Raw genomic sequence first — 26,610 nt, 5'->3', positions numbered from 1 at the left:
CAAAGCAATTGTCCTAGTGCAATACAATCGGTGCCGGGGCTTTTGTATGCTCGGTCCAAGGTCGTCATCCAGGCGGGTTCACTGCCCCGACAAAAAAGCCGGATCGACCTGTACCGGCGCCATTCCCGATTCCAGGCCAAGGCCGGATCAGCCGCTGTACGCTTTGCTCTTGTAACACTGCCTCCTACCACAGAGCCGTCCAACGACGGATCCACAAGAAACAGGAGATTTTATCGATGAGCAATTTCCTTCCCGTCACCTGCGCGCCCCTGCGTCGGCTCTTAATGACCTGTGCCGTGCTTGGCCTGGCCGGCAGCGTTCACGCCGCCACCCTCGATACCGTCAAAAGCAACAGCAGCATCCGGATCGGCTACGCCAACGAAACCCCGTTCGCCTTCACCGAAACCGACGGCACCGTGACCGGTGAATCACCGGAAATCGCCAAGATCATCTTCGCCAAGATGGGCATCCAGCAGGTCAATGGCGTGCTCACCGAATGGGGCTCGCTGATTCCCGGGCTGCGCGCTGGCCGTTTCGACGTGATTGCCGCCGGCATGTACATCACCCCGGCGCGCTGCAAGCAGGTGTTGTTCACCGATCCGCAATACCAATTGCCCGATGCCCTGCTCGTGGCCAAGGGCAATCCCAAGCAACTTCACAGCTATGAAGACATCGCCAAGCAACCGGACGTGAAGCTGGCAATCATGGCCGGTACGGTGAACCTGGCCTACGCCCGGGATTCCGGGGTCAAGGATGAACAGATACTTCAGGTCCCCGACACCACCGCGCAGTTGCAAGCGGTGCGCGCCGGTCGCGCGGACGCCGCCGTCGGCACGCAACTGACCATGAAGGGCCTGGCCAGCAAGGGCGGTGACAAGGTTGAAGCGATGACCGAGTTCAAGGACGACCCGTCGCACATCGGCTACGGCGCCCTGGCCTTCCGCCCCGAAGACAAAGACCTGCGCGATGCGGTCAATGCCGAGCTGAAGAAATGGCTAGGCTCTGAAGAACACCTCAAGGCCGTTGCGCCGTTCGGTTTCGACAAGTCCAACGTGACCAGCAAAACCGCGGCCGAGCTCTGCGCTCAGCCATAGCCGAAACAGGCATGACGCGCGCTGCGTGATGCCTGTTCCCTGCTTCATCGGATATCGGGTTGAACCATGGGCGAATTACTTCCGTTATTGATTCAAGGGGCCTGGGTCACGCTTCAGGTGACCTTTTTCGGCTCGCTGCTGGCCATTGTCGCCGCAGTCCTGGCGGCCCTGGGACGACTGTCACCGTGGCGAGCGCTGCGCTGGTTTTCCATCACTTATATCGAAGTGTTTCGGGGCACGTCGCTGCTGGTGCAGTTGTTCTGGTTGTTTTTCGTGCTGCCACTGCCACCGTTCAACATTGAGTTGAGCCCCTACGCCGTGGCGATTGTCGGCCTGGGTCTGCACATCGGCGCGTATGGTGCCGAAGTCATGCGCGGCGCCATCAGCTCGGTGGCCAAGGGGCAGTACGAAGCCTGCACGGCGCTGAATTTCAGCGGCTTCAAGCGCTTCAAACGGATCATCCTGCCCCAGGCCCTGCTGGCGGCGATTCCACCGGGCACCAACCTGCTGATCGAATTGCTGAAGAACACGTCGCTGGTGTCGTTGATCACCTTGTCCGACCTGAGTTTTCGCGCGCGGCAGCTGGATCAGGCAACCTTTCAGACCCTGGAGATCTTCAGCCTGGCGCTGGTGATGTATTTCATCCTCGCCCAGGCCATTAACCTGGGCATGCGCCATGTCGAACGACGACTGAGCCGGGGCCGGATGCGGGGAGGTCTGTCATGACCCTGTTCGACTGGTCCTACGCCGCACAGATCCTGCCGGACTTGCTGCGCGCCTCGCTCAACACGGTGGGCATCACCCTGATCGGCTTTCTGATCGCGATTGTACTGGGACTGTTCCTGGCCATTGGTCGGCGCAGCCGAAAAGTCTGGCTGTCATGGCCGGCCACCGCCGTGATCGAGTTCATTCGTAGTACGCCGCTGCTGATCCAGGTGTATTTCCTTTACTACGTGCTGCCTAACTACGGCTTGAGCCTGACGGCCATGCAAGTGGGGATCCTGGGTATCGGTCTGCACTACGCCTGCTACATCGCCGAGGTCTATCGCAGCGGCCTCGACGCGGTGCCGAGGGCGCAGTGGGAAGCGGTGACGGCGCTGAACATCGCTCCGTACAACGCTTACCGCAACATCATCCTGCCCCAGGCGCTGCGGCCGATCGTGCCGCCGCTGGGCAATTACCTGGTGGCGATGCTCAAGGACACGCCGGTGCTGTCGGCGATCACCGTGGTGGAAATCATGCAGCAGGCCAAGAACATCGGCTCCGAGCATTTCCGTTACCTGGAGCCGATCACCATGGTCGGCCTGTTCTTTCTCGCCCTGAGCCTCGCCTTGGCCTGGCTGGTACGGCGCCTTGAAACGCGCATGGAGCTACGCTAATGACTTTACCCCTGTCCTCGCCCACCGATTTGTCCCGCCGCAGCACGCTGGCGTCGCAGCAGGAGGCCCCGGCCATGCAAGATCAGACACCGTCCCGGCCGATCGTGAGTTTCCAGGACGTGACCAAAAGCTATGGCAGCTTTACGGTACTCGATCACCTGAACCTGGATGTCGCGCCTGGTGAGAAAGTCGCGATCATCGGCCCCAGCGGTTCGGGCAAGTCGACATTGTTGCGGGTATTGATGACCCTGGAAGGCATCGACCAAGGCCAGATCCGCATCGAAGATGACTCCCTGACCCACATGCCCAACCGCAACGGCGTGCTGGTGCCGGCCAACGACCGGCACATCCGTCGCGTGCGCGGCAAGATCGGCATGGTGTTCCAAAGCTTCAACCTGTTTCCCCACATGACCGCGCTGCAAAACGTGATTGAAGCCCCTGTGCAGGTGCTGGGCATGCATCCCAAGGAAGCCCGCGAGCGCGCCGCCGATTTACTGGAACTGGTGGGACTGGGCAGCAAGCTCGACCATTACCCGTCGCAGTTGTCTGGCGGCCAGCAGCAACGAGTGGCAATTGCCCGAGCGCTGGCGATGCGACCCAAGGTGATGCTGTTTGACGAAGTGACCTCGGCGCTAGACCCGGAGTTGTGCGGCGAAGTGCTGAATGTGATCCGCAAGCTGGGGGCCGAGCACAACCTGACCATGTTGATGGTGACCCACCAGATGGGCTTCGCCCGGGAATTCGCCGATCGGGTGTGCTTCTTCTACAAAGGGCAGATCCACGAACAGGGCACCCCGGCGCAGATCTTCGAAAACCCGCAGCAGGAGCGTACGTGTGCGTTTCTGAGTGCGGTGAAAGAAGCTAACTAACCCACTAAAGTGAACACTGTTGTGGCGAGGGAGCTTGCTCCCGCTGGACTGCGCAGCAGGCCCAAAACCAGCCACACACGGTGTGTCTGGGGATTGAGTCGAAAGATTTTGGGGGCTGCTACGCAGCCCAGCGGGAGCAAGCTCCCTCGCCACAAAGGTCCAAACGCTAGCCGCAAAAAAGGGGGCCCCTGTTTTTAGGGGCCCCCGTTCATTTGCAGCCCAGCGGTTATGGGTACTGCTGGTAAGTCTGCCCTTGCTGCGCCGGTGCCTGGTATTGCTGGCCCGGAATCGCCTTGAGGTTGACCTCGACACGACGGTTCTGCGCACGGCCATTGACGTCGGCATTGCTCGCCACCGGATTGTCCGGGCCGGCGCCGCGGGCCGTCAGGTTGGCGCCACTGACACCTTGAGAGGTCAGGTAGGTCGCCACGCTCTGTGCACGACGCTGAGACAGATCCATGTTGTGCTGGCGGCTGCCGGTGCTGTCGGTGTAACCGACGATTTCGATCTGGTTCTGGTTGAACTCCCTGAGGGAGTTGGCCAGGTTGTTCAGCGGCTGGTAGAAGCTGGACGCGATGTTCGCCGAGTCGGTGGCGAAGGTGATGTTGCCCGGCATGATCAGTTTGATCTGGTCGCCCTGGCGCTGCACTTCAACGCCGGTATTGGCCATGCTGGCACGCAGTTTCTTTTCCTGCTGGTCGGCGTAGTAACCGTAACCGGCTGCGGAAGCCCCCACGACCGCAGCGCCGATCAATGCACCCTTGCCACGGTTATCGTGACCGATGGCCGCACCGGCCAACGCGCCGGCCAGGGCACCGAGGCCGCCGTACTTGGCAGTCTTGCTCATGCCGGAGGACTCTGTAGAGGCTTGCCCCTGGTTGTCATAAGGATTAGGCGACGCGCAGCCGGACAGCAGGGCCACAGCGGTTGCGACAACAATCAAGCGACGCGAGGTGAACATGAAGATGCTCCTGGTATTTTGGTTCTGAAGTACCTGAGCTTAGGCTATCGACTCTGGCTGGCGTTGGAACGCAGCAATTGGCAAAAATTCCGTGCGCTGCGTCTCGCCTGGCTTACACCTGCGCCAGGCAGCGGCTCACGCCCCTGACGATCATTTCCACTTCCCGTCCATCGAGCGTCAACGGCGGCAGCAAGCGGATGGTCTTGCCCCGGGTGACATTGATCAGCAGAGCGTGGTCGCGTGCGGCGCAAAGGGTCAGGTCGCGGACCGGCTGCTTGAGTTCGACGCCGATCATCAACCCCTGACCACGAATCGCCAGCACGTTCGGGTTGTCCGCCAGTTCAGCCGTCAACCGATTGAGCAACTGTTCGCCCCGATGCCTGGCGTTGTCCAGCAAACCTTGCTCCTGGATGATGTCCAGCACCGTGCAGCCCACCCGACAGGCCAGCGGGTTCCCCCCGAAGGTGCTGCCATGACTGCCGGGTGTAAACAGCTCGGCGGCTTTGCCCCGGGCCACGCAAGCGCCGATGGGCACGCCATTGCCCAAGCCCTTGGCCAGGGTCATGACGTCCGGCACGATGCCTGCGTGCTGGAACGCAAACCATTGGCCGGTCCGGCCGATGCCGGTCTGGATCTCGTCGAGCATCAGCAACCAGGCACGCCGGGTGCACAGTTGACGCAAGGCCTTGAGATAGCCCGGCGGTGCGAGTTGCACACCGCTCTCGCCCTGGATCGGCTCCACCAGTACCGCAACGATGCGCTCGCCGTGAACCTGCTGGACAGTGTCCAGCGCCGCCAGATCACCGAACGGCACCTTGATGAAGTCCCCCGGCAACCGATTGAAGCCCAAGCGCACCGCCGGGCCATCACTGGCGGACAAGGTGCCCAAGGTGCGTCCGTGAAACGCATTCTCCATGACCACCACCAAGGGCTGCTCGATACCTTTATGCCAGCCATAAAGGCGCGCCAGTTTCAGGGCGGTTTCGTTGGCCTCGGCACCGGAGTTATTAAAAAACACCCGTTCCATTGCTGAGAGCCGAGTGAGTTTTTCCGCCAGTCGCTGCTGCCAGTCGATGCCGTACAGGTTGGAGGTGTGCAGCAGCAGGCCGGCCTGCTCGCTGATAGCCGCCACCAGCCGAGGGTGGGAATGGCCGACATTGGTCACGGCCACGCCCGCCACCGCATCCAGATACTCGCGACCGTCCTGATCCCACAGGCGCGTCCCCAACCCATGGGTAAAATTCAGCGCCAGGGGTTGGTAAGTGGTCATCAGGCAGGGGGCGGTCATGGCTTCAAGCTCCATCAGGTGGTTTTTTCCAGTATGGTTAGCCACTCCTGATGGATAAATGCTGCTTTACTTCAATCATTTAAAAGCTGAGCTTGATAATGGACCTGTTCCAGGCGATGACCGTTTACGTAAAGGTGGTAGAAACTGGCAGCCTGACGGCGGCGGCCCAAGCGTGCGAAATGTCTACGACCATGGTGGGCAATCATCTTCGTGCATTGGAGCAACGTCTCGGCGTGCGCCTGATCAACCGTACGACCCGTCGTCAGCGCCTGACGGAGTTCGGCTCGGTCTACTATCAGCGCTGCTCAGAAGTGCTGGGGCTGGTGGCCGACTCCGAACGCCTGGCCGAACAGACCCAGGGCGAGCCCACCGGGCTCTTGCGCATCACCGCGCCGCTGACCATCGGCACCGAACGTCTCGCGCCGGCCCTGGCCGAGTTCAGCCAGCGTCACCCGCAGGTCAAGCTCGATGTGGTGCTGACCAACCAGCGCCTGGACCTGCTTGAGCACGGCTTCGACGTCGCCATCCGCCTGGGTCATCCAGACCCGAAATGCATCGCCCGCCCCTTGATGGACTACACCCTGACCATCTGCGCCTCCCCGGCTTACCTGGCCCGGCGAGGCACACCGGAAAAACCCGTCGACCTGCAACAGCATGACTGCCTGTCATTCGCTTATCCGGCGGGCGACGAGTGGCGGTTCGCCCAGGATCATTGGCCCATCAACGGCCCGGACGGGGAAATAAAGGTGCCGGTAAGCGGACCGATGCTGATCAATAGCTCCTCGGGCCTGCACCGCGCCGCCCTGGCCGGCATGGGCGTGGTGATGCTGCCCGACGCGCTGGTGGAGCAGGATCTGAAGGACGGCCAACTGGTAGCGCTGCTGCAGGACTATCAACTGCCCCATCGCCCAATGAACCTGATGTACGCCCAGGATCGCTACCGTTTGCCGAAGTTGCGCAGCTTCGTCGAGTTTGCCTTGGAGAAATGGGGCAACCCCCAAACCCCAGCCGAGTGACAACGTAGGCGCTGACGAGTGCAACGAGGCTGCGATCTTTCCCCTGACGCTTGACTCCCAAGCGAAAGATCAAAAGATCGCAGCCTCGCTTCGCTCGACAGCTCCTACGCTCAAGGTATCGCCTCCGCTAGTACCCCTCGCGCCCTATCGGCTACTCTTCATCCTTGGACGAGCACTTTGATATCAAGGCTGATTGAGGAAACGACGATGGGCGACGCCTCGAACATCGATATGCTGCGCCTCGACCTGTCCGGCCTGGACGAAGGTGTGCTCCACACCATCCTTGAGCTGGTCAGCGATGGCATCTGGGATTGGAACGCCAACACCGGGTTCGTCTACCGCAACCCTGGCTGGTACACAATGCTGGGGTATCCCCCTCACTCACTCGATAACACCGTGCTGACGTGGGAAAGCGTGATCCATCCCGATGACTATCCGCGGGTGATGGCTCTGTTCGACGACCACCTGCAACAACGCGCCCATCACTACCAGGCCGAATACCGCTGTCGCATGCGCAACGGTTCCTGGATGTGGATCGAGGACCGTGGCTATGTGATCGCCCGTAACCCCGACGGCACCGTGGCGCGCATGATCGGCGCCCATCGCAGCATTGACGACAAGAAACGTCTGTTCGAACAACTGGAGCAGCGCAACAAATCGCTGGAAGCCGTCATCCAGGAGCGCACACTTGAACTGTCCCGGGTCAACCGCCAGTTGCAGATCCAGCTCGACGAAAACCGCAGGCTTGCCGAAACCGACGCCCTGACACGGGTCGCCAACCGCTATCGCCTCGAACAGGCCCTGCCGCTGGCCTGCGAGCGCGCCCAGCGCTTTCGCGAGCCGTTGTCACTGATCGCCATGGACGTGGATGACTTCAAGGACATCAATGATCGTTACGGCCATGCTTTCGGCGACGCAGCGTTGGTACAAGTGGTCCAAGCTGTAAAACGCTGCGAACGCGACGGCGACTTGCTCGCACGCTGGGGGGGTGATGAGTTCATCATGATTTTGCCCAATACCTCCCTGGCCGACGCCTGCCTGATGGCTGAGACCATTCGCCGGAGTCTGTCCGACCTGCTGCCGGTGGGCGATTTCCAGGTCACCATGAGCTTTGGCGTGGTGCAGCGGCGTGAGGATGAGCCGCACACGATGCTGCTGGACCGGGCGGACCAGGCGCTGTATCGCTCCAAGGTGGCCGGCAAGAATGTGATCTGCCAATGAGGCGTACCTGAACAACAAATGCTGACCTGCCACCGGTTCAACCGTGACAACGCCGCCCGGGTCCAATAGATTAGGCGACCGGAAAAAAGCTCAACGCCTTTCTCGCCTCATCCAGCTAACAGAAGTAGTGAAATTTCAATGTCCGATTCCAATACCGCTGAATCCGTAGTCACCCTGTCGTCCAAAGCGGAATACGAAAACTCCATCAATCTTTCACAGCATCTGCCTCAGGCCAAAAGCATCAGTGAGATGGTTCTCGATGCGTTCCAGTCGAACCGCGAAAGCGACCAGATCCGTGAGCTGCGCAACGCCATCCGCCAGGCCCATGACGCGTTCGACGATGACAAGGCCTACGAACTGATGGGCCAGCTCAAGCAGCTCAAGGACGCCGAAGCCGCCGATTTCGCAGCACTGGAAGACCTGAGCAGCCGCTTCCCCATCAGCCGTATCCTGTCCAGCTACAAGGATGACCCGACCTTCCAGGAACTGGTGTATGGCCTGGCCCTGAAAGTGCTGAACCAGACCCACCAGGCCATCAGCAATCCGAGCGGCAGCAAAGGCAAGGCTTCGCGGCCCAAGAAAGAGGCCGAAGTGTTTGTCATCAGCAAGGACGGCATCAGCGTCACCCTACCCTTGCGCACCCCACGCTCCAAGCCGAACGTCGACCGCGAGGCCTTCGAATTCCTGGGCTTCAGTTTCGTTGGCGAAGGCGACCAGGCCGAGCTGGAAAATGACATCTTCCTGGACAACGACGGCACCGAACAACCGGTCACCCGCAAAAGCATCGTCACCGCCCTGCAACAGCAGAAAGCGTTCGACGGCTATAGCATCGCCCAGCAATAAGCCTTCTTGTTCGGCGGTGGTCAGCCCGCCGCCAATACCTGTGGGAGCGGGCTTGCTCGCGAAGGCGTTGTGTCAGCCGCCATCACCGTCAACTGACCCACCGCATTCGCGAGCAAGCCCGCTCCCACAGGAACATCGACAGCCCGGGCAACCCCCATGAAAAAGCCCCGCGCTTCTCTCGAAGGCGGGGCTTTTTGTGCAGCGTCTGAAGCTTAAGGCGCGTAAGTCAGCAGCAGCTCACTCGGCACTTTGAAGTCCAGGGACATCATGACGCTCAGGGCGGTGATGGTGAAGATCGAGAACACGAACAGCTTGCGTGCCCAGACCGTGTCATCCACCGCCTTGTAGCCGGTCCAGGCCATGTACAACCAGTACATGCCCATGGCGGCGGCGACGGCGAGGTAGCTCATGCCGGCGTAACCGCTGAAGGTCAGCATCAAGGTCGCCACGAGGAAGGCCAGGATGTAGAGCAGGATGTGCTTCTTGGCCACCTGGATGCCACGCTTGACCGGCAGCACCGGAATCGAAGCGGCCAGGTAGTCGTTGAAGCGGAAGATCGCGATGGCGTAGGAATGCGGCATCTGCCACAGGCTGAACATCACCAGCAGCGTCAGCGCCGCCATGTCGAAGCTGTTGCTGACCGCCACGTAGCCGATCACTGGCGGCATCGCCCCCGACAGACTGCCCACCAGCGTGCCGTGAACCGACTTGCGCTTGAGGTACAGGCTGTAGAAACCGACATAGATGACAAAACCGATCACCGCGAACAGTGCGGCCAACGGATTGGCTACCCAATACAGCAGCGCCACACCGGCCACACCCAGTACCGAGGCGAACGCCAGGGCCAGTTGCACCGGGATCAGGCCCTGGACCAGGGCGCGGTTCTTGGTGCGCTCCATCTTGATGTCGATGTCGCGGTCGATGCAGTTGTTGAATACACAACCGGATGCCACCACCAGGGAAGTGCCGATCATCGCGGCCAGGAAAATGGCCAGATCGACATGCCCTTTCGAGGCCAGGAAGAACCCGCCTGCCACTGAAAGCACGTTACCGAAAATGATCCCCGGTTTGGTGATTTGGATAAAGTGCTTGAGCGACATCGGGTCTACCTCACTTCGCCATCATGTTGGTGTGAATGCTGAACATGATCCACAACGACAGGCCGACCAGCAGAACAATCACAATCGCGGCAAAGACAAATGCGACCACGTTGTTACGCTGGGCTGCAGAGCGGTCCAGGTGCAGGAAGTACACCAAGTGCACCAATACCTGGACCACGGCGAAGATCAGGATGATCCACAAGGTCAGGCTCTTGGGCAATGACGGGTACATCACCAGGCCGAACGGGATAACCGTCAGGATCACCGACAGAATGAAGCCGATGGCGTAGGACTTGACGCTGCCGTGGCCGGCGTCGTGGCCATCGTGGGAATGTGCGTTAGCCATTTACAGGGTCCCCATCAGATAAACAACGGTGAATACGCAGATCCACACCACGTCCAGGAAGTGCCAGAACAGGCTCAGGCAGCTCAGGCGCGTCTTGTTGGTGGCGGTCAGGCCGTTTTTGTGGACCTGGTACATCATGATCGCCATCCAGATCAGACCGCTGGTCACGTGCAGACCGTGGGTGCCGACCAGGGTGAAGAACCCGGACAGGAAGCCACTGCGGCTAGGGCCGTAGCCTTCGGCGATCAGGATGTGGAACTCGTTGATCTCCATGGCGATAAAGCCGGCGCCCAGCAGGAAAGTCATGGCCAGCCAGCCCAATACCTGGGTTTTCTTGCCCTTGAACAACGCCAGCATGGCGAAGCCGTAGGTGATCGAGCTGAACAGCAGCAGTGCGGTTTCACCCAGCACGTACGGCAGCTCGAAAATGTCGTGGCCCGACGGGCCACCGGCGACGTTGTTAACCAGCACCGCGTACACCGCGAAGATCGACGCAAACAGAATGCAGTCGGTCATCAGGTAGAGCCAGAAACCGAATACGGTCATCTCGCCCGAGTCGTGGTGATGGTCATCGTGCCCATGGTCATGACCATGGGCGTGTCCAGCAGTGGTCACTAAATTCGACATGGTTTAAGCCTGTTCCAACGAGGTTTCAACACGGGTGGCGGAGGCTGGGACTTTCCCGGCCGCGACCAGACGTTTGTGCTGCTCGGCTTCGATGCGTTCGATGACATCCACCGGCACCATGTAGCCCTGATCGTCACGGGCAGCATGAATGGTGAAATACACCACGGTGCCGACCAGACTGGCGATGGCCAGCCACCAGATGTGCCAGATCATCGCGAAACCGAACACCGTCAACAGCGCCCCCATGACCACACCGGTCGCGGTGTTGTTGGGCATGTGGATCGGTGCGTACTTGGTCGGAGTCTGGTACGCGGTCCCGTTTTCCTTGGCTTCGGTGAACGGGTCGATAACGTCCGCTTTCGGCAGCACGGCAAAGTTGTAGAACGGTGGTGGCGAGGAGGTCGACCATTCCAGGGTATGGGCATTCCACGGGTCGCCGTGCTCGCACATGTTCTCTGGCTTTTTGCGGTCACGCACGCTGACGTACAACTGAATCAGTTGGCAGGCGATACCCACGGCAATCATCACCGCACCGAACATGGCGACGTACAGGTACGGCACCCACTCAGGGTTGGTGGTGGCGTTCAGACGACGGGTCATGCCCATGAAGCCCAGTGCATAGAGCGGCATGAACGCGACGAAGAAGCCCGAGATCCAGAACCAGAATGCAGCCTTGCCCCAGCCCTCGTGCAGCTTGAAGCCGAACGCTTTCGGGAAATAGAAGGCGAAGCCGGCGATGTAGCCGAAGACAGCGCCGCCGATGATCACGTTATGGAAATGCGCGATCACGAACAGGCTGTTGTGCAGCACGAAGTCCGCACCCGGGATGGCCAGCAGTACGCCGGTCATGCCGCCGATGGCAAAGGTCACCATGAAACCCAGGGTCCACAGCACATGGCTGGTGAAACGCAGACGGCCCTGGTAGATGGTGAACAGCCAGTTGAACAGCTTCACACCCGTCGGGATCGAAATCAGCATCGTCGCCAGACCGAAGAAGGCGTTGACGCTGGCACCCGAACCCATGGTGAAGAAGTGGTGCAGCCAGACCATGAAGCCCAGCACCGAGATCGCGCCGCTGGCGTAGATCATCGAGTGGTGGCCGAACAGCTTCTTGCCGGAGAACGTTGAGATGACTTCGGAGAAAATCCCGAACGCCGGCAGAATCAGGATGTACACCTCGGGGTGACCCCAGGCCCAGAACAGGTTGACGTACATCATCGGATTTCCACCCAGTTCATTGGTGAAAATGTGGAAATCCATGTAACGGTCAAGCGTCAGCAAAGCCAGGGTCGCGGTCAGGATCGGGAACGAAGCGACGATCAGGACGTTGGCCCAGGTGCAGGTCCAGGTGAAGATCGGCATGTCCATCAGCTTCATGCCCGGGGTACGCATCTTCAGCACGGTTGCCAGGAAGTTGACCCCCGTTAGCGTTGTCCCAAGCCCCGATAGCTGTAGCGCCCAGATGTAGTAATCCATCCCCACGCCCGGACTGTATTGCAGACCCGACAGAGGCGGATAGGCAACCCAACCGGTCTTGGCGAATTCGCCAACGCCCAGGGACAGGTTGATCAGCACCACGCCGGACACCAGCAGCCAGAAGCTCAGGGAGTTCAGGAACGGATAGGCGACGTCACGCGCGCCGATCTGCAGCGGCACTGCAAGGTTCATCAGGCCGGTGAAGAATGGCATCGCCATGAAGATGATCATGATCACGCCGTGGGCGGTGAAGATCTGGTCATAGTGTTCAGGCGGCAGGTAGCCAGGCGAACCCTCGGTGGCCATGGCCAACTGGGTACGCATCATGATGGCGTCGGCAAAACCACGCAGCAGCATGACCATGGCAACGATGATGTACATCACGCCGATTTTCTTGTGGTCGACCGACGTCAGCCACTCGGTCCACAGGTAGGTCCACTTCTTGAAGTAAGTGATCCCGGCGAACAATGCCAGACCACCGAGCGCGATGATGGCGAGGGTCACCATGACAATCGGCTCGTGGAACGGAATCGCTTCCCAACTTAATTTACCAAACATCGTTTACTCCTCTGCCCCGGCAGCTGAATGCGAACTCGAATCCAACCCTTGCGTGTTGTGGGCCACTTCTTTCTCTTTCTTCTCGTGGATCAGCTTGCCCGGTTTCATGCCCTCATATTTGTCGATGATGGTCTGGAACAGGTTCGGCGTGACCGAGGAGTAGAGCTCGACTGGGTTGTTCTGGCTTGGCTTGGAAAGGGCTTCGTATTCAGCTTTTTCAAGCTGTTTAGGTGCCTTCTTCACATCGTTGACCCAGGCGTCGAACTCTTCCTGGGTCGTGGCGATTGCTTTGAACTTCATGCCGGTGAAGCCCGCGCCGCTGTAGTTGGCGGAGATACCGTCGAGTTCGGCGTTCTGGTTGGCGATCAGGTGCAGCTTGGTCTGCATGCCCGCCATCGCGTAGATCTGGCCACCCAGGCCCGGGATGAAGAACGAGTTCATCACAGTGTCGGAGGTGACTTTGAAATTGATCGGCGTGTGGGCCGGGAACACGATCTTGTTGACGGTGGCGATGCCTTGTTCCGGATAGATGAACAGCCACTTCCAATCCATGGAGACCACTTCAATGGTGATCGGCTTGACGTCGGAATCCAGCGGACGATACGGGTCAAGGGCATGGGTGGACTTGTAGGTGATGTAACCCAGGGCAATGATGATCAGTACCGGGATCGTCCACACCGCCACTTCGATCTTGGTCGAATGCGACCACTTGGGTGTGTACGTGGCACTGGTGTTGGACGCGCGGTATTTCCAGGCGAACAGGAAGGTCATGACGATAACCGGCACGACGACCAGCAACATCAACAGCGTAGCGGTGATGATCAGATTACGTTCATCCAGGCCGACCTGACCCTTGGGATCGAGCAAGGTCATGTTGCAGCCTCCCAGCAACAACGTGCCGAGCAAAGGCAACAAGCCTAGTAATCGGGGGTACCTGTTTTTACTCATCTCACGACCTCTAAAGCAGCTTGCGCAATGCAGTTGGGTTTTGATCGCCAACACTTCACCCTGCCAAGGGTTGGCATTTTTCTTGGATTGAATAAGGGCTGACCGTCGCAGCGTCAGACGCTGTTCGACACATCCCGGGCCAGCAGTGAGTTCTTATTCGAATTCGTAGGTCAAAGGCCTTGTTACAGCCCAATTCCATTTGGTGCGGGTAGTTGGAAGGCACCGACACCTGGGGTCGCATGGGGCTTTGGGCCCTTCGACCACCTCACGAGCTCAAGCCTGAGCCGGGTCGGAAATTCGGTGCGGGCGATTGTAGTGAGCTGAGGCGCCGGAGACCATGTCTTATCCTGAAATAATTTTCATCAAACTGAGCAACAATCTTCCGCAGAATTCGAAACCAGCCCGCATCTTATCGAAATTCATTCTCAACAAGAACCCCAGAAAACGTAGGCCTACTACGCCCGTTTTAGACAGCTTGCGCTGATTAAAGAGGGTTTTCATGGCCGTAGACGCCCCGTTATTCGGGGCTTGAGCGGCAAGGCAGCCGATTGTTAGAAATGCCTGCTCCACGCGCAGGCACGCAGCCGGATAGAGTTCGCAACGGCAGATTTTTTATTGCAGGACGAGGCGTTTATTCGCGTAGCGAGTGGCCAGATGACAGCAACTGTGTGACAACGTGTCGCACGCTGTCGCAGCCCATTGTTGTCTCGAATCAAGGCTGGAACGCCTTAAGACTGAAACGCAAAACGCCCCGGCTTCATACAGCAAACCGGGGCGTTTGATTGAAGCGTTCTAGTGCAATGGTTTGCGATTGCGCGATACCAGCAACGGCACCAGGATCACCGTGAGGACGAACGCCACCAGCGCCCATTGTGCCAGGGACAAACCCAGGATCGGCGGATACGGGGTGGAGCAAAAGCCATCGACCTGGAAACCCAACGGAAAGATCTTCGCCAGCGGGAGGTCATCGACAATCGGTTGCAGCACGTCGACGCCACAGCTGACCGCCGGGAAGAACTGGGTGTACACGTGATGCCCCGCTACCGCCGCACCGGCCAGGGCACTGAGCACCACCAGGCCTTCGAAAATCGTCAGGCTGCGACGGGTACGCATGGCCGCGCCAATGAAAGCGAAAATGGCGATCAGCAACAATGCATAGCGCTGCAGGATGCACAGCGGGCACGGCGCCTCTCCGAGCGCCACCTGCATATACAGCGCACCCCCGATCAGCGCCAGACAGATCAGCCCCAACAGCACCAGATAGCGCCGTTCACGGCCTAAGCGCAGCATTTGCTCATTCATTGCGTTTCCCTTTGTATGCATTGGATCGACGCGCAGCCTGGAGAGCCTCGGCGCGCTATCGGATGGCCAAAGTCTACACGCAGACCCTGACAGAGAACGAGCGGCTGCCGCCCACATTGAAGGGAATAAACAGGAGGGAGGTTAAGTACGGATTAATTTTGCTTGAGAGAGTCAGTCGGGGCGGGGATTGAGCATGCCGCCGTCCTCGTTCGCACAGGGGCCAGCGATGGTCACCAGCCCTGTGCAATCCCTGTGGGAGCGGGCTTGCTCGCGAAAGCGGTGGGTCAGTTTCATTGATGTTGAATGCACTGCCGTCTTCGCGAGCAAGCCCGCTCCCACAGTTTTCTTCGCGGCGGCCACGAAAATCATGTCACTGCAAATCCCCTTGTGGGAGCGAGCCTGCTCGCGATGCAGACGAACCGGTCCCCGGCTCGCCCTACCGTTATTCCAGTGCCGCCGCCGGGCCGAAGAATTCGTAGCGGCTTTGCCCGTCCGGCACGCCCAGTGCCTTGAGGTGGCGCTTGACGGCGGCCATGAAGCCTTTGGGCCCCAGAAAGTAAGCATCCAGGTCACGCTGCGCCGGCAACCACTGCGCCAGTTGCTCCTGGCTCAACAACCCGACCTTGTCAGCCGCCGGGCTCACGCCATCGTCTTCGTCGTAGCAATAGAAGCGCTTGAGCTGTGAATGCCGCTGAGCCAGGTCATCGATCCAGTCGCGAAAGGCATGTGCGCCGCCGTTGCGGGCGCAGTGGATAAAATGCACCGGCCGCTCGGTTTGCAGTGCCGCCTGCAACATCGCCAGGGTCGGAGTGATGCCGACGCCGCCGCTGATCAGCACCAGCGGTTTGTCGCTCTGGGTCAGGAAGAAGTCCCCTGACGGTGGAAACAACTGGATGCTGCTGCCGATCGGGAAATCATGGTGCAGGTAGTTGGAAACGCGCCCGCCCGGCTCGCGCTTGACGCTGATGCGATACTGACCGTTGTCCGCCAGGGCCGACAGCGAATAATTGCGGCGCACTTCCTCGCCCTCCAACACCAGTTTCATGCCGATGTACTGGCCTGGTTCGGCCACCAGGATCGCGCCCTTGTCCGCCGGCTCAAAGTAGAACGAAGTGATTTCCGAACTCTCCTGCACCCTGTCTGCCAGGATGAATTCACGCTCCCCCCGCCAGCCGCCCGGCGCTGCGGCTTTCTGCTCGTACAGGCCGGTTTCGGCACCGATCAGGATATCGGCCAACTGGTTATAGGCAGCGCCCCATGCGGCAATCACTTGCGGCGTGGCGATCTCTTCACCCAGCACCTCGGCGATCGCCCGCAACAGGCAGGCCCCCACAATGGGGTAATGTTCGGGCAGGATTTGCAGGGCGACGTGCTTGTTGACGATTTTGGCCACGAGATCGCCCAACTGATCGAGCTGGTCAATGTGCCGGGCGTACATCAATACGCCGTTGGCCAGGGCGCGGGGCTGATCACCGCTGGCCTGGTGAGCCTGGTTGAACAACGGGCGCACTTGCGGGTATTCAGACAGCATCATGCGATAGAAATGAGTAATGAGCGCTTCACCACCGCTTTCGAGCAAGGGCACGGTGGAGCGGATGATGGCGCGTTCTTCTCGGCTGAGCATAAGGTGACTCCTGGCGTATTACGAAAAACTGATACCCATGCCTATCAGGTTTCATGCCATAAAATTTATTATTGTTTTTCAATGATTTAAGAATTACGTAGTCATAAAGACATGGCACGCCTTATAGTCTTAAAGACAACATGGAGTCATTATGACCGCAACCGCTCTGCTGACCGCCCTGCTCCCACTGGTGGCCGACCTCTCGCGTGAGTTGCCTGAAGGCGAGCGCTATCGTCGCCTGCTTGGCGCGCTGCGAGCCCTGCTGCCTTGCGATGCCGCCGCGCTGTTACGCCTGGACGCAGACTGCCTGGTGCCGCTGGCGGTGGATGGCTTGAGTACCGATACTCTGGGCAGACGCTTCCGGGTCAGCGAACACCCCCGTTTCCAAGCACTGCTGGCCAACCCGCAGCCGACCCGCTTCGCCGCCGACAGTGACCTGCCCGACCCGTACGACGGGTTGGTCGAGGGGCTTGATGAGCATCTGGAAGTCCACGACTGCATGGGCTGCCCCCTGTTCGTCGACGAGCAGCCGTGGGGGCTGCTGACCCTCGACGCGCTGAACCCGGAACGCTTTGAGCCCATTGACCTGAGCGCGTTGCAGGCCTTTGCCAGCCTGGCCGCCGCCACGGTCAGCGCCGCCGAACGCATCGATCGCCTGGCCTTGAAAGCCGAAGACGAACATCGCCGCGCCGAGGTCTACCGCCAGGCCAGCGGCCAGCAACACCGCGACATGGTCGGCCAGAGCAAGGCTCACAAGCGATTAGTAGAAGAGATCAATCTGGTGGGGGGCAGCGACCTGACGGTGCTGATTACCGGCGAAACCGGGGTCGGCAAGGAGCTGGTCGCCCAAGCCATACACGCTGCTTCCAAGCGCGCCGAGCAGCCGCTTATCAGCCTCAACTGCGCCGCCCTGCCGGATACCCTGGTGGAAAGCGAACTGTTCGGCCATGTACGCGGCGCCTTCACGGGCGCCACGAACGACCGAAGCGGCAAATTCGAACTGGCCGATGGCGGCACGTTGTTCCTCGATGAAGTGGGCGAGTTGTCCTTGACCGTGCAGGCCAAGCTGCTGCGAGTGTTGCAGAGCGGCCAGTTGCAACGCCTGGGCTCGGACAAGGAGCATCGGGTAGATGTACGCCTGATCGCGGCCACCAATCGCGATCTGGCCGAAGAAGTGCGCAACGGGCGATATCGGGCCGACTTCTATCATCGCCTGAGCGTGTACCCGTTGCTGGTGCCGGCACTACGGGATCGCGGGCGCGATGTGCTGCTGCTCAGCGGTTTTTTCCTGGAGCAGAACCGTTCGCGCATGGGCCTGGGCAGCCTGCGCCTGACCAGCGACGCCCAAGCCGCATTGCTGGCGTATGACTGGCCGGGGAACGTGCGTGAACTGGAGCACCTGATCGGGCGCAGTGCCTTGAAGGCCTTGGGCCGGTGTCCGGTGCGGCCAAAGATCCTCAGCCTCAGCGCCGAAGATCTGGATTTGCCCCGCAGCCCGGAAGAAAACCCGGCACCTTCATCCGCCAGCCCTGCCCCGACCCTGGAGGGCGTCACGGGTGACCTGCGCGAAGCCATGGACGATTTTCAGCGCCAGATGATCATCGCCAGCCTGCAACGGCATCAGCACAACTGGGCCAGCGCCGCCCGGGAATTGGGCCTGGATCGGGCGAACCTGGGGCGGATGGCCAAGCGGTTGGGGCTCAAGTGATCAACCCCGTGGCGAGGGAGCTTGCTCCCGCTCGGACGCGCAGGGGCCGCTAAATTGCCCATCGCGCCGGCGGCTGGGGAGCGCTTCGCACTCCAGCGGGAGCAGGCGCCCTCGCCACATAACTCTCTGCGACAGGGTGCTTGTTACAACGATCCCAGCTGTCGACAGCTTTCGCCCTAAAGCCAGCCCCCAACAGGTCGATAACCCAATATCAAAAGCTGTTTTGGCGTTCTTCACGCTCGCCCCACCTTTTTCCACAGAAGGTTTTTATGTCTTCCAACAAAGCCCGCGCAGATTCACTTTCGCTTCTGCTGTTTACCTTGCGCAGCGGCAAGCTGATGGCAATCAACCTGCTTAAAGTCAGCGAAATCATTCCCTGCCCGCCGCTGACCAAACTGCCGGAGTCGCACCCGCACGTCAAAGGCATCGCCACCCTGCGCGGGGCCTCACTGTCGGTGATCGACCTGAGCCGCGCCATCGGCGAACGCCCCCTGGAAGATCCGGATGGCGGTTGCCTGATCGTCACCGACGTGAGCCGATCCAAACAGGGTTTGCATGTGCAGGCAGTGAGCAAGATCGTGCATTGCCTGACCACCGACATCAAACCACCGCCGTTCGGCTCAGGCGGCGTACGCGCCTTCATCACAGGCGTGACTTCGGTAGATGGCACGCTGGTGCAGGTGCTGGACATCGAAAAAGTCATCCACGGTATCGCCCCGGCGCAAATTGAAACGGCGCCCACCGAACTGAGCATGGAAGACGCCGAAGTCCTGGGCAACGCGCGGATCCTGGTGGTCGATGACAGTCAGGTGGCGTTACAACAATCGGTACACACCTTGCGCAATCTGGGCCTGCAATGCCACACCGCCCGCAGCGCCAAGGAAGCCATCGAATGCCTGCTAGAGCTGCAAGGCACGGCGCAACAGATCAACCTGATCGTATCCGACATCGAAATGTCGGAGATGGACGGCTATGCCCTCACCCGAACCCTGCGGGAAACGCCGGACTTCGCCCACCTCTACGTGTTGCTGCACACCTCGCTGGACAGCGCCATGAACAGCGAAAAGGCTCGGCTATCCGGCGCCAATGGAGTGCTGACCAAGTTCTCATCACCGGAGCTGACCAAGTGCCTGATCACGGCCGCCAAGGCCGTCGCCGAGCAAGGTCACTGAGATCCGACGCAGCCCGTCGCGGGCAGGCCTTGCCCGCGATAACGCACCAAACCCCCAACCCAACCTCAGGCATACTCCCGTCCTGGCTTCCCAGAACAAGGATCTTGCTGATGAAAATCCACGCACTCATGTTTTTGGGCTTCACGGCCCTCGCCGCCCAAGCCCACGCCTCCAGCCCAGAAGCCTGGGCCATCCATGACAAAGCCGTGCTTGCCAGTTGCATCAAGGCCAGCGGCCTGAAGAACGCCGAGCCTGTGGGCACGGCTGCACAGTTCGATGACCGGGTGGGCTACACCGCGCTGTTGCTGCAAGGTCAATACCCGCAGAAACACATGAAAGGTGCGACCGGCACCGAACTGTGCCTCTACCGCAAGAAATCCAAAACCGCCTACGTGACCGAGTGGGACGCGATCCGCCCGCCGACACCGCCCGGTGATGGCGCATAACTTGCTTTGCAACGGCTAATCGCGGCGTTTTTCTGTCGCCGCTTTCCAGCTTTTGACCGGGCGCTCAATGAACACAACGTTTTCCTGCGTAGGCTGCGGCAAATGCTGCACCGATCACCATGTCCCCCTGACCCTCGATGAGGCTCGGATGTGGGCTGACGACGGCGGCCAGGTGATTGTTCTGGTGGAAGCCTTCCTGGCCAATGGCCTGGGCCTGCCGGCGGCCCAACGCGAGCACGCTGAACGCCGTTCAGCGCGGGTCCACAGCGGCACCGCCGAAGCCCTCGTGGCGATCACCTTCGCCGCCTATAACGCTGGTCGCTGCCGCAATCTTGACGAAGAAAACCTGTGCCGCATCTACGAACGCCGCCCCTTGGTGTGCCGCATCTATCCGATGGAAATCAACCCGCACATCCCGCTCAACATTGCCGTAAAGGAATGCCCGCCGGAGTCGTGGGAGACCGGACCGCAGCTGATACTCGGCGGTGAACTCGTCGACAGGGAACTGGCGCGGTTGATCGAACGCTCACGTCAGGCCGATCGCGAGGAAATCCGGATCAAGGATCGAGTCTGTGCGTCGCTGGGCATTCGCACCACAGCGTTGAAGGGTGATGGGTTTACCGCGTACCTGCCGGACATGAGCGCATTCGCCACGGCCATCGATCAAGTGCGTTTGCAGCCGCTGGAGCCGGCCGTTAGCGAATGGCAATTCCATTTGTCCGGTGATGACGTGGCCTGCCAGGTCATGGCCAGCGGGGCCCTGGTCGCCACTGAAACACCGGTCAATTACGCGTTTATTTCGCTCCGGGCGGCGTAAGCCCGTCGCTCCCGCAGAGAATTTTCAGCGAAGACAAAATCAACGCCTACCACGGAGCAATTGTGGGAGCGGGCTTGCTCGCGAAAGCGGTGGTTCAGCTTGCATTGATGTTGGACGTGCCGAAGCCTTCGCGAGCAAGCCCGCTCCCACAGCTTTGGCTCGCGTCTGCCACGTTCCCTCTCGCCTAACCCTCATCGAGAATGTTAGCGTGCTTGCTATTCCTTGCCTGATGAGCCTTCTGCGATGAAAAAAACCGTACTTGCCTTCAGCCGTGTCTCACCCGAGATGGTCGAACGTCTGCAACAGGATTTCGACGTAATCGTGCCAAATCCGTCGAACGGCGACATCAATGCGCAGTTCAATGAAGCCTTGCCCCACGTGCATGGCCTGATCGGTGTCGGGCGCAAGCTCGGCCGCGAACAACTGCAGCACGCCGCGAATCTGCAAGTGGTGTCCAGTGTGTCCGTGGGTTACGACAACTATGACCTGGCCTACTTCAATGAGCGTGGAATCATGCTCACCAACACCCCTGACGTGCTCACCGAAAGCACCGCCGACCTGGCCTTCGCCTTGTTGATGAGCAGCGCCCGGCGCGTCGCTGAACTGGACGCCTGGACCAAGGCCGGCCAATGGCAGGCGACGGTCGGCCCGCAGCTGTTCGGCACTGACGTGCACGGCAAGACCCTGGGCATCGTCGGCATGGGCAACATCGGCGCCGCCATTGCCCGGCGTGGCCGGCTGGGGTTCAACATGCCGATTCTCTACAGCGGCAACAGCCGCAAGACCGAACTGGAAAATCAGTTGGGTGCACAATTTCGCGAGCTGGATCAGTTGCTGGCCGAAGCGGACTTTGTTTGCCTCGTGGTGCCATTAAGCGAGAAAACCCGCCACCTGATCGGCCAGCGTGAACTGGCCCTGATGAAACCGAGTGCCATTCTGGTCAATATTTCCCGCGGCCCGGTGGTGGATGAGCCGGCGCTGATCGAAGCCTTGCAGAACAACCGCATCCGCGGCGCCGGGCTGGATGTATACGAGAAAGAACCCTTGGCCGAGTCGCCGCTGTTCCAGCTGAAAAACGCCGTCACCCTGCCCCACATCGGCTCGGCGACCCACGAAACCCGTGAAGCCATGGCCAATCTTGCGGTGGATAACTTGCGCAGCGCTTTGCTGGGCGAGCGACCGAAGAACCTGGTCAACCCACAAGTCTGGAAATAAATTCTCCGCAAAAGCCCCCAGGGGAACACACCGTGGCGAGGGAGCTTGCTCCCGCTGGGCTGCGCAGCAGCCCCTTACGGTTTGTCTGATGCACTGCGGTGGCTGGTACATCTTGGGGCTGCTGCGCAATCCAGCGGGAGCAAGCTCCCTCGCCACGGGTTTATCTCTAGACGTTATATCTCAGCGTGCGCCCAAGGCGACATTCGTAGCCACAGGCTTCGGCTTGCGGAACACCAGCACGTTCCCCAGCATCACCAGTACCAGCCCGACCAGTGCTGGTGCGGTCCATTGGTAACCCTCGACCAACGCCGAGACGTTCAACGCCACCACCGGAAACAGCACCGTGCAATACGCCGCCCGCTCCGGGCCCATGCGCCCCACCAGCGTCAGGTAGGCGGTGAAGCCGATCACCGAACCTGGGATCACCAGGTACAACAGCGAGCCGACATAGCGCGCGTTCCATTCCATATCGAACGGGATGCCTTTGAGGAGACACCACGCCGCCAGCATCGCCGCACCATAAGCCATGCCCCAGGCGTTGGTAGTCAACGGTTTGAGACCGGCCTTCTGCTGCAAACTCGAGAGCATGTTGCCCGCCGAGAAACACAAGGTGCCCAGCAGCGCCAACGCCAACCCGAACAACGTTTGCGGGCTCGCGCTATGACCCGCCAGCTCCGGCCAGAACAGCAGCGCCAGCCCCAGCAACCCCAAGGCGCCGCCCAGCAGCACGTTACGCGCAATCCGCTGACCGAAAAACACCCGGGCATTGAGGGCATTCCAGAGCGTGGCCGTAGAGAACACCACCGCGACCAACCCGCTGGGAATCCATTGGCTGGCAGTGAGGAAACACATGAAGTTGATGCAGAACAGGCACAGGCCCTGGGCGACGCAAATCAGATGGCCACGCCGGTTCATCACTTGCAGGCGCCGGCTGAGCAAGAGCATCACAAACAGGATCAGCGCCGCCAGGCCGAAGCGATAGACAATCGACACGGGGATGGCGACAACGCCCAACTGCAATTTCAGCGCGATCCAGGTAGTGCCCCAGATGAGCACGGTAAGCAGATACAACGAGAGGTTCATGACGGCAACTCCTGACAATGACCGCCAGTGTTGCGCCACCAACCACCGGGCGCTTGCGTAAACTTGCGGTTTTGTCGGCTTGCAGGCTGGCATGGGCCGATCGACGGAGTAGGATGCAAGGCGTTGGAGAGAAGCGATCATGCCCACACTGCAAACCCTGCAAGTCTTTCAAGCCCTCAACAGCTCGCCCAATGCTCGCCTCGAGCACAGCGCCGAGCTTGGAGACGGCATGGCGGCCGCTTTGTGGAGCAACCATCACGACGCCCAAGACTATGAAGCGCCGACGCACCACACGCTGTCGTGCTACATCGCCGGTGGTACCGGCACGTTTCGCCGCGAACGACCCGACACCACCGGGGCACCCGGCAAACTCTGCGTCCTGCCGGCCGGGCATCAATCGGCCTGGGTCATCAATGGCGACATTCGCCTCGCCCACTTGTACTTCAGCCCTGAACAATTTGCCCTCGGTTGCGTCACCTTACTGGATCGCGAGCCCCGGCAAGTGCAACTGCGCGAAGCCACCTTTCTCGACGACCCGCAACAGGCACAGCGCTTTCGCCAGTTGATCGCCCTGAACTGGGATGAGCCCGGTGAACGCTTGCTGACCACCAGCCTGGCCCATGACTTGCTCAACCATCTGCTATTGAGCCAGGTCGGCCAGCGCCAGGGGCTTCGCCTCAAGGGCGGGCTGGCCGCTCACCAGCGGCGAATGTTGGTGGACTACATCGACAGCCACCTGGCCGATGCCATCAGCCTCGGACAACTGGCAGCCCTGTGTGCGCTGTCCGAATACCACTTCGCCCGGATGTTCCGCGAAAGCTTCGGCTTGCCGCCCCACCAATACGTGCTGGCTCGACGCCTGGCACATGCGCGGCACTTGCTACGCAGCACTTCGCAACCGTTGGGCGAGGTGGCGCTGGCCTGTGGATTTGCCAGCGCCAGCCACTTTACGAATCGCTTCCGCCAGGCTTTGAGCGCGACGCCCGGCGAATATCGACAGGCGTTTTTGCGCTAGCGAACAAAGTGCCCCCCGGCTATCGCCATCGCGAGCAGGCTTGCGCCTCCTTTGATCGCATGCCCAAGTTACGTATAAAAACAAAACGGGCCTGCAATAGCAGGCCCGTTTTCGGTAGGTCAGTAAAAAGAATTAGGCTCAGCCGTTGAGGGCAGCCCGTTCGTTCTCCAGGAATTCTTCTTCCAGCATCGCATCGGCCAAGGCCACCGACTCGGTCGGTGTCTCCACGGTGGCGCGTTTGACGCGAAGTTTGCCGAACAGATGCTCCAGGGCATGTTCCAGCTTGGTGGCCGCCCCTTCGATGGCCAGTTCCAGTGTATCGGCCTTGTGTGTCACCGATACCGGTTGCAGGCCCTTTGGCCGCGCTTCCAGCTGACAACGCAAGTCATGGGGACCGGGCTTGTCGCCGTTCTCGTCCCGCAAATGAACCTCGACCCGTGTCAGGTCTTCCTCATAACGTTCGAGCGTGCTTTCGATGGTAGTACGTACCCACTCCTCCAGTCGGATGCTGCTTTGAATATGGTTATCGCTGTTGACTTGGATTTGCATAGTTCATCCCTTATTTCGGCTAGCTCGCCAGGGGCCAATCGACGGTAGCGCGACGACCCCTTGAATACAGAGTCGGGCTGGCGACAGAACAATTCAACCCCTTCGAAAAGATAAATATTCATATGCAAATAAAGCCGGACAACGGACAAAAGCACTGTTAATGTCGGGAGTTGCCTCGCCTTGCTTACCCCGCGAAAAATCCGCGTTCAGCCTGCACCGTCAGCGACCATTCGCCCATTCCTGCACAGAAACGGGCAGCCCCCCGGGCCGCAGGCCAGGGCCTTCAGCGCCTATGCGCCGTGATCATTGTCCGACAGTTTTTCCGGCATGCCCCTTGCTACCTCTGGGTAGGAGCTGCTGCAGGCTGCGATCGTCTGATCCAACACCTGCATGGCCCTGGATGAAGCACGATCATGGAATGGCCGGTGGTCCGGTATCGCGAACTAATCCCGATCACGGCCGGTCAACAACTGCACGTTCAATCAGGCGGTGACGCATCATGGACAACCCTTTTCAGCTCATTACCGACGCTTTTGCGCCGCAGTATCAAATCAATCTGAGCATCCAGGGCCTGGACGGCAGCATCATGCTGACCCTCTCCAAGGCCGGACGCATCGTCGCCAAACGTATGATCAGCGCCCAGCAACGCAATGACCCGGAACGCCTGCGGCGCCTGGTCCAGAGCATTCAGTTCGGCATCGCCATCGAGCAGGGCCATAGCGCCGTGGCGATCCTCGAAGCCATGACCGGCGGTGACAACGTCAAGCTGCCACCACCGCAGACGCAGGGCGCGACATCCGCCCCGGCGCGCCTCTAGATCTCGCCCTTCTCCACTTCGGCATGCTCGCTGGAACCCGCGCCAACCTTACGGTGCGGGTGCTCGATTTTCACCGAAGGGAACTGCGACGAGGCGTAACGCACCACCAGGATCGCGAACGCCAGCAGCAAGATGCCGCCGCACAGGTAAATGATGCCCAGGTCGGGCGGACTGTGGTGGGAAACGTTGGAAATCAACAAGCGCGTCAACGCCGTGATCGCCACGTAGATCAGAAACCGCACCGGCATGTGGTTGGTCTTGAAGTAGATCCCGACCATCGCTCCCAATTCCAGATAGATGAACAGCAGCAGGATGTCATCGATCTTGATGTGCCCCTGCTCGAGCATCTGCAAAAACTCCATCACCGCCGCCCACGCGGTCACCGCTCCGATGGCAAACAGTGCCAGGTAATGGAACGTCTCGACGAACAGATTGCCCAGGGATTCGGCCAACTGATGTACGTTCTGGCGCAGGTTCTCGGCCCAGTTGATTTTCACGATGTAGTTTTCCTTAGGTCGACTCGACCGGATGATGCGGGTTGGACGTGACGGTTGTTCTGCATGCAGAAAAAAGGCCAGCGGCTGAGGGTGAGATGGCAATGGGCCGCAACCGGACACTTTTTCTGAGGCTGGTCCTGTTGCGCGCAGGCTCGCTCCCACACCAGCGCTGCCTCGCGACAAATACGGAAACCGGTCTACATTAAAAAGCCACTATCCAAAGGGAAGGGATTCGCTTATCCTTTTGGCTGTATATAAATACAGTAGTCACAAAGATAACCAATGTGAAGGCATGTGAGGTGGTGAATGGCCGTCGAAGTGGTATACCGCAGCAGCCGAGATCTGGAGCGCTTGTTCATGGATAAAGCCGAAGCTGACCGTCATGACAAAATGCTGGAACTCGCCGAATTGCTGGCCGAAGTGTTGCAAAAAGCCGTTCCCTCGCTGAGCGAGCAACAGGTGGAAGAAGCCGGTATCTACATGGCGAAGAATCGCGATGTGTTCGCCAAGGCGTTCAAGAGTCAGCCGGACGCCTTGTCCGAACTGCTCAATGCCCCTGCTGAATAAGCCTTGAAAGATCGCAGCCTTCGGCAGCGCCTGCAGGGAATACACCTGGAGGCGCTGCCGAAGGCTGCGATG

The 26,610-nt window shown here is 60.0% G+C and carries 27 protein-coding genes; 15 read left to right on the top strand and 12 right to left on the bottom strand.

The genetic code is table 11. The features are described from left to right. Positions 1-236 precede the first annotated feature (236 nt). The 4 genes from ehuB (at position 237) to ehuA (ending at position 3,342) form a co-directional block, all read left to right on the top strand. A complete protein-coding gene (ehuB, locus tag AAIS01_RS18305) occupies positions 237-1,094 on the top strand; it encodes an ectoine/hydroxyectoine ABC transporter substrate-binding protein EhuB (protein WP_343470097.1) in 858 nt (285 codons plus the stop codon). Between the two features lie 66 nt (positions 1,095-1,160). Further along, positions 1,161-1,820, top strand: a complete 660-nt coding sequence (gene ehuC, locus AAIS01_RS18300; RefSeq protein ID WP_092456217.1) for an ectoine/hydroxyectoine ABC transporter permease subunit EhuC — start codon at positions 1,161-1,163, stop codon at positions 1,818-1,820. Continuing rightward, positions 1,817-2,473, top strand: coding sequence for an ectoine/hydroxyectoine ABC transporter permease subunit EhuD (ehuD, locus tag AAIS01_RS18295; protein ID WP_343470096.1), 657 nt, complete (start codon positions 1,817-1,819; stop codon positions 2,471-2,473). The genes ehuC and ehuD overlap by 4 nt, the downstream gene beginning before the upstream one ends. Then, a complete protein-coding gene (ehuA, locus tag AAIS01_RS18290; RefSeq protein ID WP_431191934.1) occupies positions 2,473-3,342 on the top strand; it encodes an ectoine/hydroxyectoine ABC transporter ATP-binding protein EhuA in 870 nt (289 codons plus the stop codon). Before ehuD ends, ehuA begins: the two co-directional genes overlap by 1 nt. Positions 3,343-3,568: 226 nt before the next feature. On the opposite strand, the gene AAIS01_RS18285 is transcribed toward ehuA, so the two are convergent. Together AAIS01_RS18285 and AAIS01_RS18280 are read right to left on the bottom strand one after the other, a co-directional pair. Further along, complete coding sequence (locus AAIS01_RS18285; RefSeq protein ID WP_305388119.1) at positions 3,569-4,303, bottom strand: YiaD family glycine zipper/OmpA-like lipoprotein; 735 nt, start codon at positions 4,301-4,303, stop codon at positions 3,569-3,571. Between the two features lie 112 nt (positions 4,304-4,415). Then, on the bottom strand, positions 4,416-5,591 hold the full coding sequence (locus AAIS01_RS18280) for an aspartate aminotransferase family protein (RefSeq protein ID WP_343470095.1): 1,176 nt from the start codon (positions 5,589-5,591) through the stop codon (positions 4,416-4,418). A 98-nt stretch (positions 5,592-5,689) separates the two neighbouring features. Here AAIS01_RS18280 and AAIS01_RS18275 point away from each other — a divergent pair, with 98 nt between their 5' ends. The 3 genes from AAIS01_RS18275 (at position 5,690) to AAIS01_RS18265 (ending at position 8,671) form a co-directional block, all read left to right on the top strand. Then, positions 5,690-6,607 (top strand): LysR family transcriptional regulator, encoded by a 918-nt coding sequence (locus tag AAIS01_RS18275; protein WP_343470094.1) that lies wholly within the window; start codon positions 5,690-5,692, stop codon positions 6,605-6,607. A 207-nt stretch (positions 6,608-6,814) separates the two neighbouring features. Further along, positions 6,815-7,828 carry a GGDEF domain-containing protein gene (locus AAIS01_RS18270; protein WP_343470092.1) on the top strand — a complete coding sequence of 338 codons (1,014 nt, stop codon included), beginning with the start codon at positions 6,815-6,817 and terminating at the stop codon, positions 7,826-7,828. 138 nt (positions 7,829-7,966) lie between these two features. Then, entirely contained in the window at positions 7,967-8,671 is a 705-nt protein-coding gene (locus tag AAIS01_RS18265; RefSeq protein ID WP_092456206.1) for a hypothetical protein, read from the top strand. Between the two features lie 212 nt (positions 8,672-8,883). Here the strand turns inward: AAIS01_RS18265 and cyoE are convergent, their stop codons facing one another. The 7 genes from cyoE to hmpA all read right to left on the bottom strand — a co-directional run bounded on the left by cyoE (position 8,884) and on the right by hmpA (position 16,652). Continuing rightward, positions 8,884-9,771, bottom strand: coding sequence for a heme o synthase (cyoE, locus tag AAIS01_RS18260; RefSeq protein ID WP_092393901.1), 888 nt, complete (start codon positions 9,769-9,771; stop codon positions 8,884-8,886). Between the two features lie 10 nt (positions 9,772-9,781). After that, complete coding sequence (cyoD, locus tag AAIS01_RS18255) at positions 9,782-10,117, bottom strand: cytochrome o ubiquinol oxidase subunit IV (RefSeq protein ID WP_214963438.1); 336 nt, start codon at positions 10,115-10,117, stop codon at positions 9,782-9,784. Then, positions 10,118-10,744, bottom strand: coding sequence for a cytochrome o ubiquinol oxidase subunit III (locus AAIS01_RS18250; protein ID WP_343470090.1), 627 nt, complete (start codon positions 10,742-10,744; stop codon positions 10,118-10,120). It abuts the gene before it with no gap. Positions 10,745-10,747: 3 nt separating this feature from the next. After that, positions 10,748-12,778 (bottom strand): cytochrome o ubiquinol oxidase subunit I, encoded by a 2,031-nt coding sequence (cyoB, locus tag AAIS01_RS18245; protein WP_343470089.1) that lies wholly within the window; start codon positions 12,776-12,778, stop codon positions 10,748-10,750. Between the two features lie 3 nt (positions 12,779-12,781). Continuing rightward, the gene (cyoA, locus tag AAIS01_RS18240; RefSeq protein WP_343470088.1) at positions 12,782-13,726 is read right to left on the bottom strand and encodes a ubiquinol oxidase subunit II; all 945 of its coding nucleotides are present in this window, start codon (positions 13,724-13,726) and stop codon (positions 12,782-12,784) included. A gap of 792 nt (positions 13,727-14,518) precedes the next feature. Then, positions 14,519-15,028: a disulfide bond formation protein B gene (locus AAIS01_RS18230; protein ID WP_343470087.1), complete on the bottom strand. Its 510-nt coding sequence runs from the start codon at positions 15,026-15,028 to the stop codon at positions 14,519-14,521. A gap of 442 nt (positions 15,029-15,470) precedes the next feature. Beyond that, positions 15,471-16,652 carry an NO-inducible flavohemoprotein gene (gene hmpA / locus AAIS01_RS18225; RefSeq protein WP_343470086.1) on the bottom strand — a complete coding sequence of 394 codons (1,182 nt, stop codon included), beginning with the start codon at positions 16,650-16,652 and terminating at the stop codon, positions 15,471-15,473. A gap of 151 nt (positions 16,653-16,803) precedes the next feature. Between hmpA and norR the strand changes: the two genes are divergently transcribed. The 5 genes from norR (at position 16,804) to AAIS01_RS18200 (ending at position 22,010) form a co-directional block, all read left to right on the top strand. Further along, entirely contained in the window at positions 16,804-18,360 is a 1,557-nt protein-coding gene (gene norR / locus AAIS01_RS18220; protein ID WP_343470085.1) for a nitric oxide reductase transcriptional regulator NorR, read from the top strand. 269 nt (positions 18,361-18,629) lie between these two features. After that, positions 18,630-19,532: a chemotaxis protein CheV gene (locus AAIS01_RS18215; RefSeq protein ID WP_214963456.1), complete on the top strand. Its 903-nt coding sequence runs from the start codon at positions 18,630-18,632 to the stop codon at positions 19,530-19,532. A 110-nt stretch (positions 19,533-19,642) separates the two neighbouring features. Continuing rightward, the gene (locus AAIS01_RS18210; RefSeq protein WP_343470084.1) at positions 19,643-19,978 is read left to right on the top strand and encodes a hypothetical protein; all 336 of its coding nucleotides are present in this window, start codon (positions 19,643-19,645) and stop codon (positions 19,976-19,978) included. 67 nt (positions 19,979-20,045) lie between these two features. Then, positions 20,046-20,795 (top strand): YkgJ family cysteine cluster protein, encoded by a 750-nt coding sequence (locus tag AAIS01_RS18205; RefSeq protein ID WP_343470083.1) that lies wholly within the window; start codon positions 20,046-20,048, stop codon positions 20,793-20,795. Positions 20,796-21,038: 243 nt separating this feature from the next. After that, the gene (locus AAIS01_RS18200) at positions 21,039-22,010 is read left to right on the top strand and encodes a 2-hydroxyacid dehydrogenase (protein ID WP_343470081.1); all 972 of its coding nucleotides are present in this window, start codon (positions 21,039-21,041) and stop codon (positions 22,008-22,010) included. A 180-nt stretch (positions 22,011-22,190) separates the two neighbouring features. Here AAIS01_RS18200 and AAIS01_RS18195 read toward each other — a convergent pair whose 3' ends face one another. Continuing rightward, positions 22,191-23,093 carry a DMT family transporter gene (locus AAIS01_RS18195; protein ID WP_343470080.1) on the bottom strand — a complete coding sequence of 301 codons (903 nt, stop codon included), beginning with the start codon at positions 23,091-23,093 and terminating at the stop codon, positions 22,191-22,193. 139 nt (positions 23,094-23,232) lie between these two features. Here AAIS01_RS18195 and AAIS01_RS18190 point away from each other — a divergent pair, with 139 nt between their 5' ends. Then, positions 23,233-24,108 carry a helix-turn-helix domain-containing protein gene (locus AAIS01_RS18190; RefSeq protein WP_343470079.1) on the top strand — a complete coding sequence of 292 codons (876 nt, stop codon included), beginning with the start codon at positions 23,233-23,235 and terminating at the stop codon, positions 24,106-24,108. Positions 24,109-24,246: 138 nt separating this feature from the next. Here the strand turns inward: AAIS01_RS18190 and AAIS01_RS18185 are convergent, their stop codons facing one another. After that, positions 24,247-24,657: an HPF/RaiA family ribosome-associated protein gene (locus AAIS01_RS18185; RefSeq protein ID WP_256232428.1), complete on the bottom strand. Its 411-nt coding sequence runs from the start codon at positions 24,655-24,657 to the stop codon at positions 24,247-24,249. Between the two features lie 499 nt (positions 24,658-25,156). Between AAIS01_RS18185 and AAIS01_RS18180 the strand changes: the two genes are divergently transcribed. Next, positions 25,157-25,474: a DUF3509 domain-containing protein gene (locus AAIS01_RS18180; protein ID WP_343470078.1), complete on the top strand. Its 318-nt coding sequence runs from the start codon at positions 25,157-25,159 to the stop codon at positions 25,472-25,474. Here the strand turns inward: AAIS01_RS18180 and AAIS01_RS18175 are convergent. Next, positions 25,471-25,971: a phosphate-starvation-inducible protein PsiE gene (locus AAIS01_RS18175; protein WP_076383585.1), complete on the bottom strand. Its 501-nt coding sequence runs from the start codon at positions 25,969-25,971 to the stop codon at positions 25,471-25,473. The genes AAIS01_RS18180 and AAIS01_RS18175 overlap by 4 nt on opposite strands. A gap of 306 nt (positions 25,972-26,277) precedes the next feature. Between AAIS01_RS18175 and AAIS01_RS18170 the strand changes: the two genes are divergently transcribed. Further along, positions 26,278-26,538, top strand: a complete 261-nt coding sequence (locus tag AAIS01_RS18170) for a YebG family protein (RefSeq protein ID WP_012722374.1) — start codon at positions 26,278-26,280, stop codon at positions 26,536-26,538. Positions 26,539-26,610: the final 72 nt, after the last annotated feature.

Source organism: Pseudomonas halotolerans, assembly GCF_039581215.1.
GTDB lineage: Bacteria > Pseudomonadota > Gammaproteobacteria > Pseudomonadales > Pseudomonadaceae > Aquipseudomonas > Aquipseudomonas tehranensis.
The sequence above is the reverse complement of the archived record's forward strand: the minus strand, read 5'-3'. Positions and strand labels throughout refer to the sequence as shown.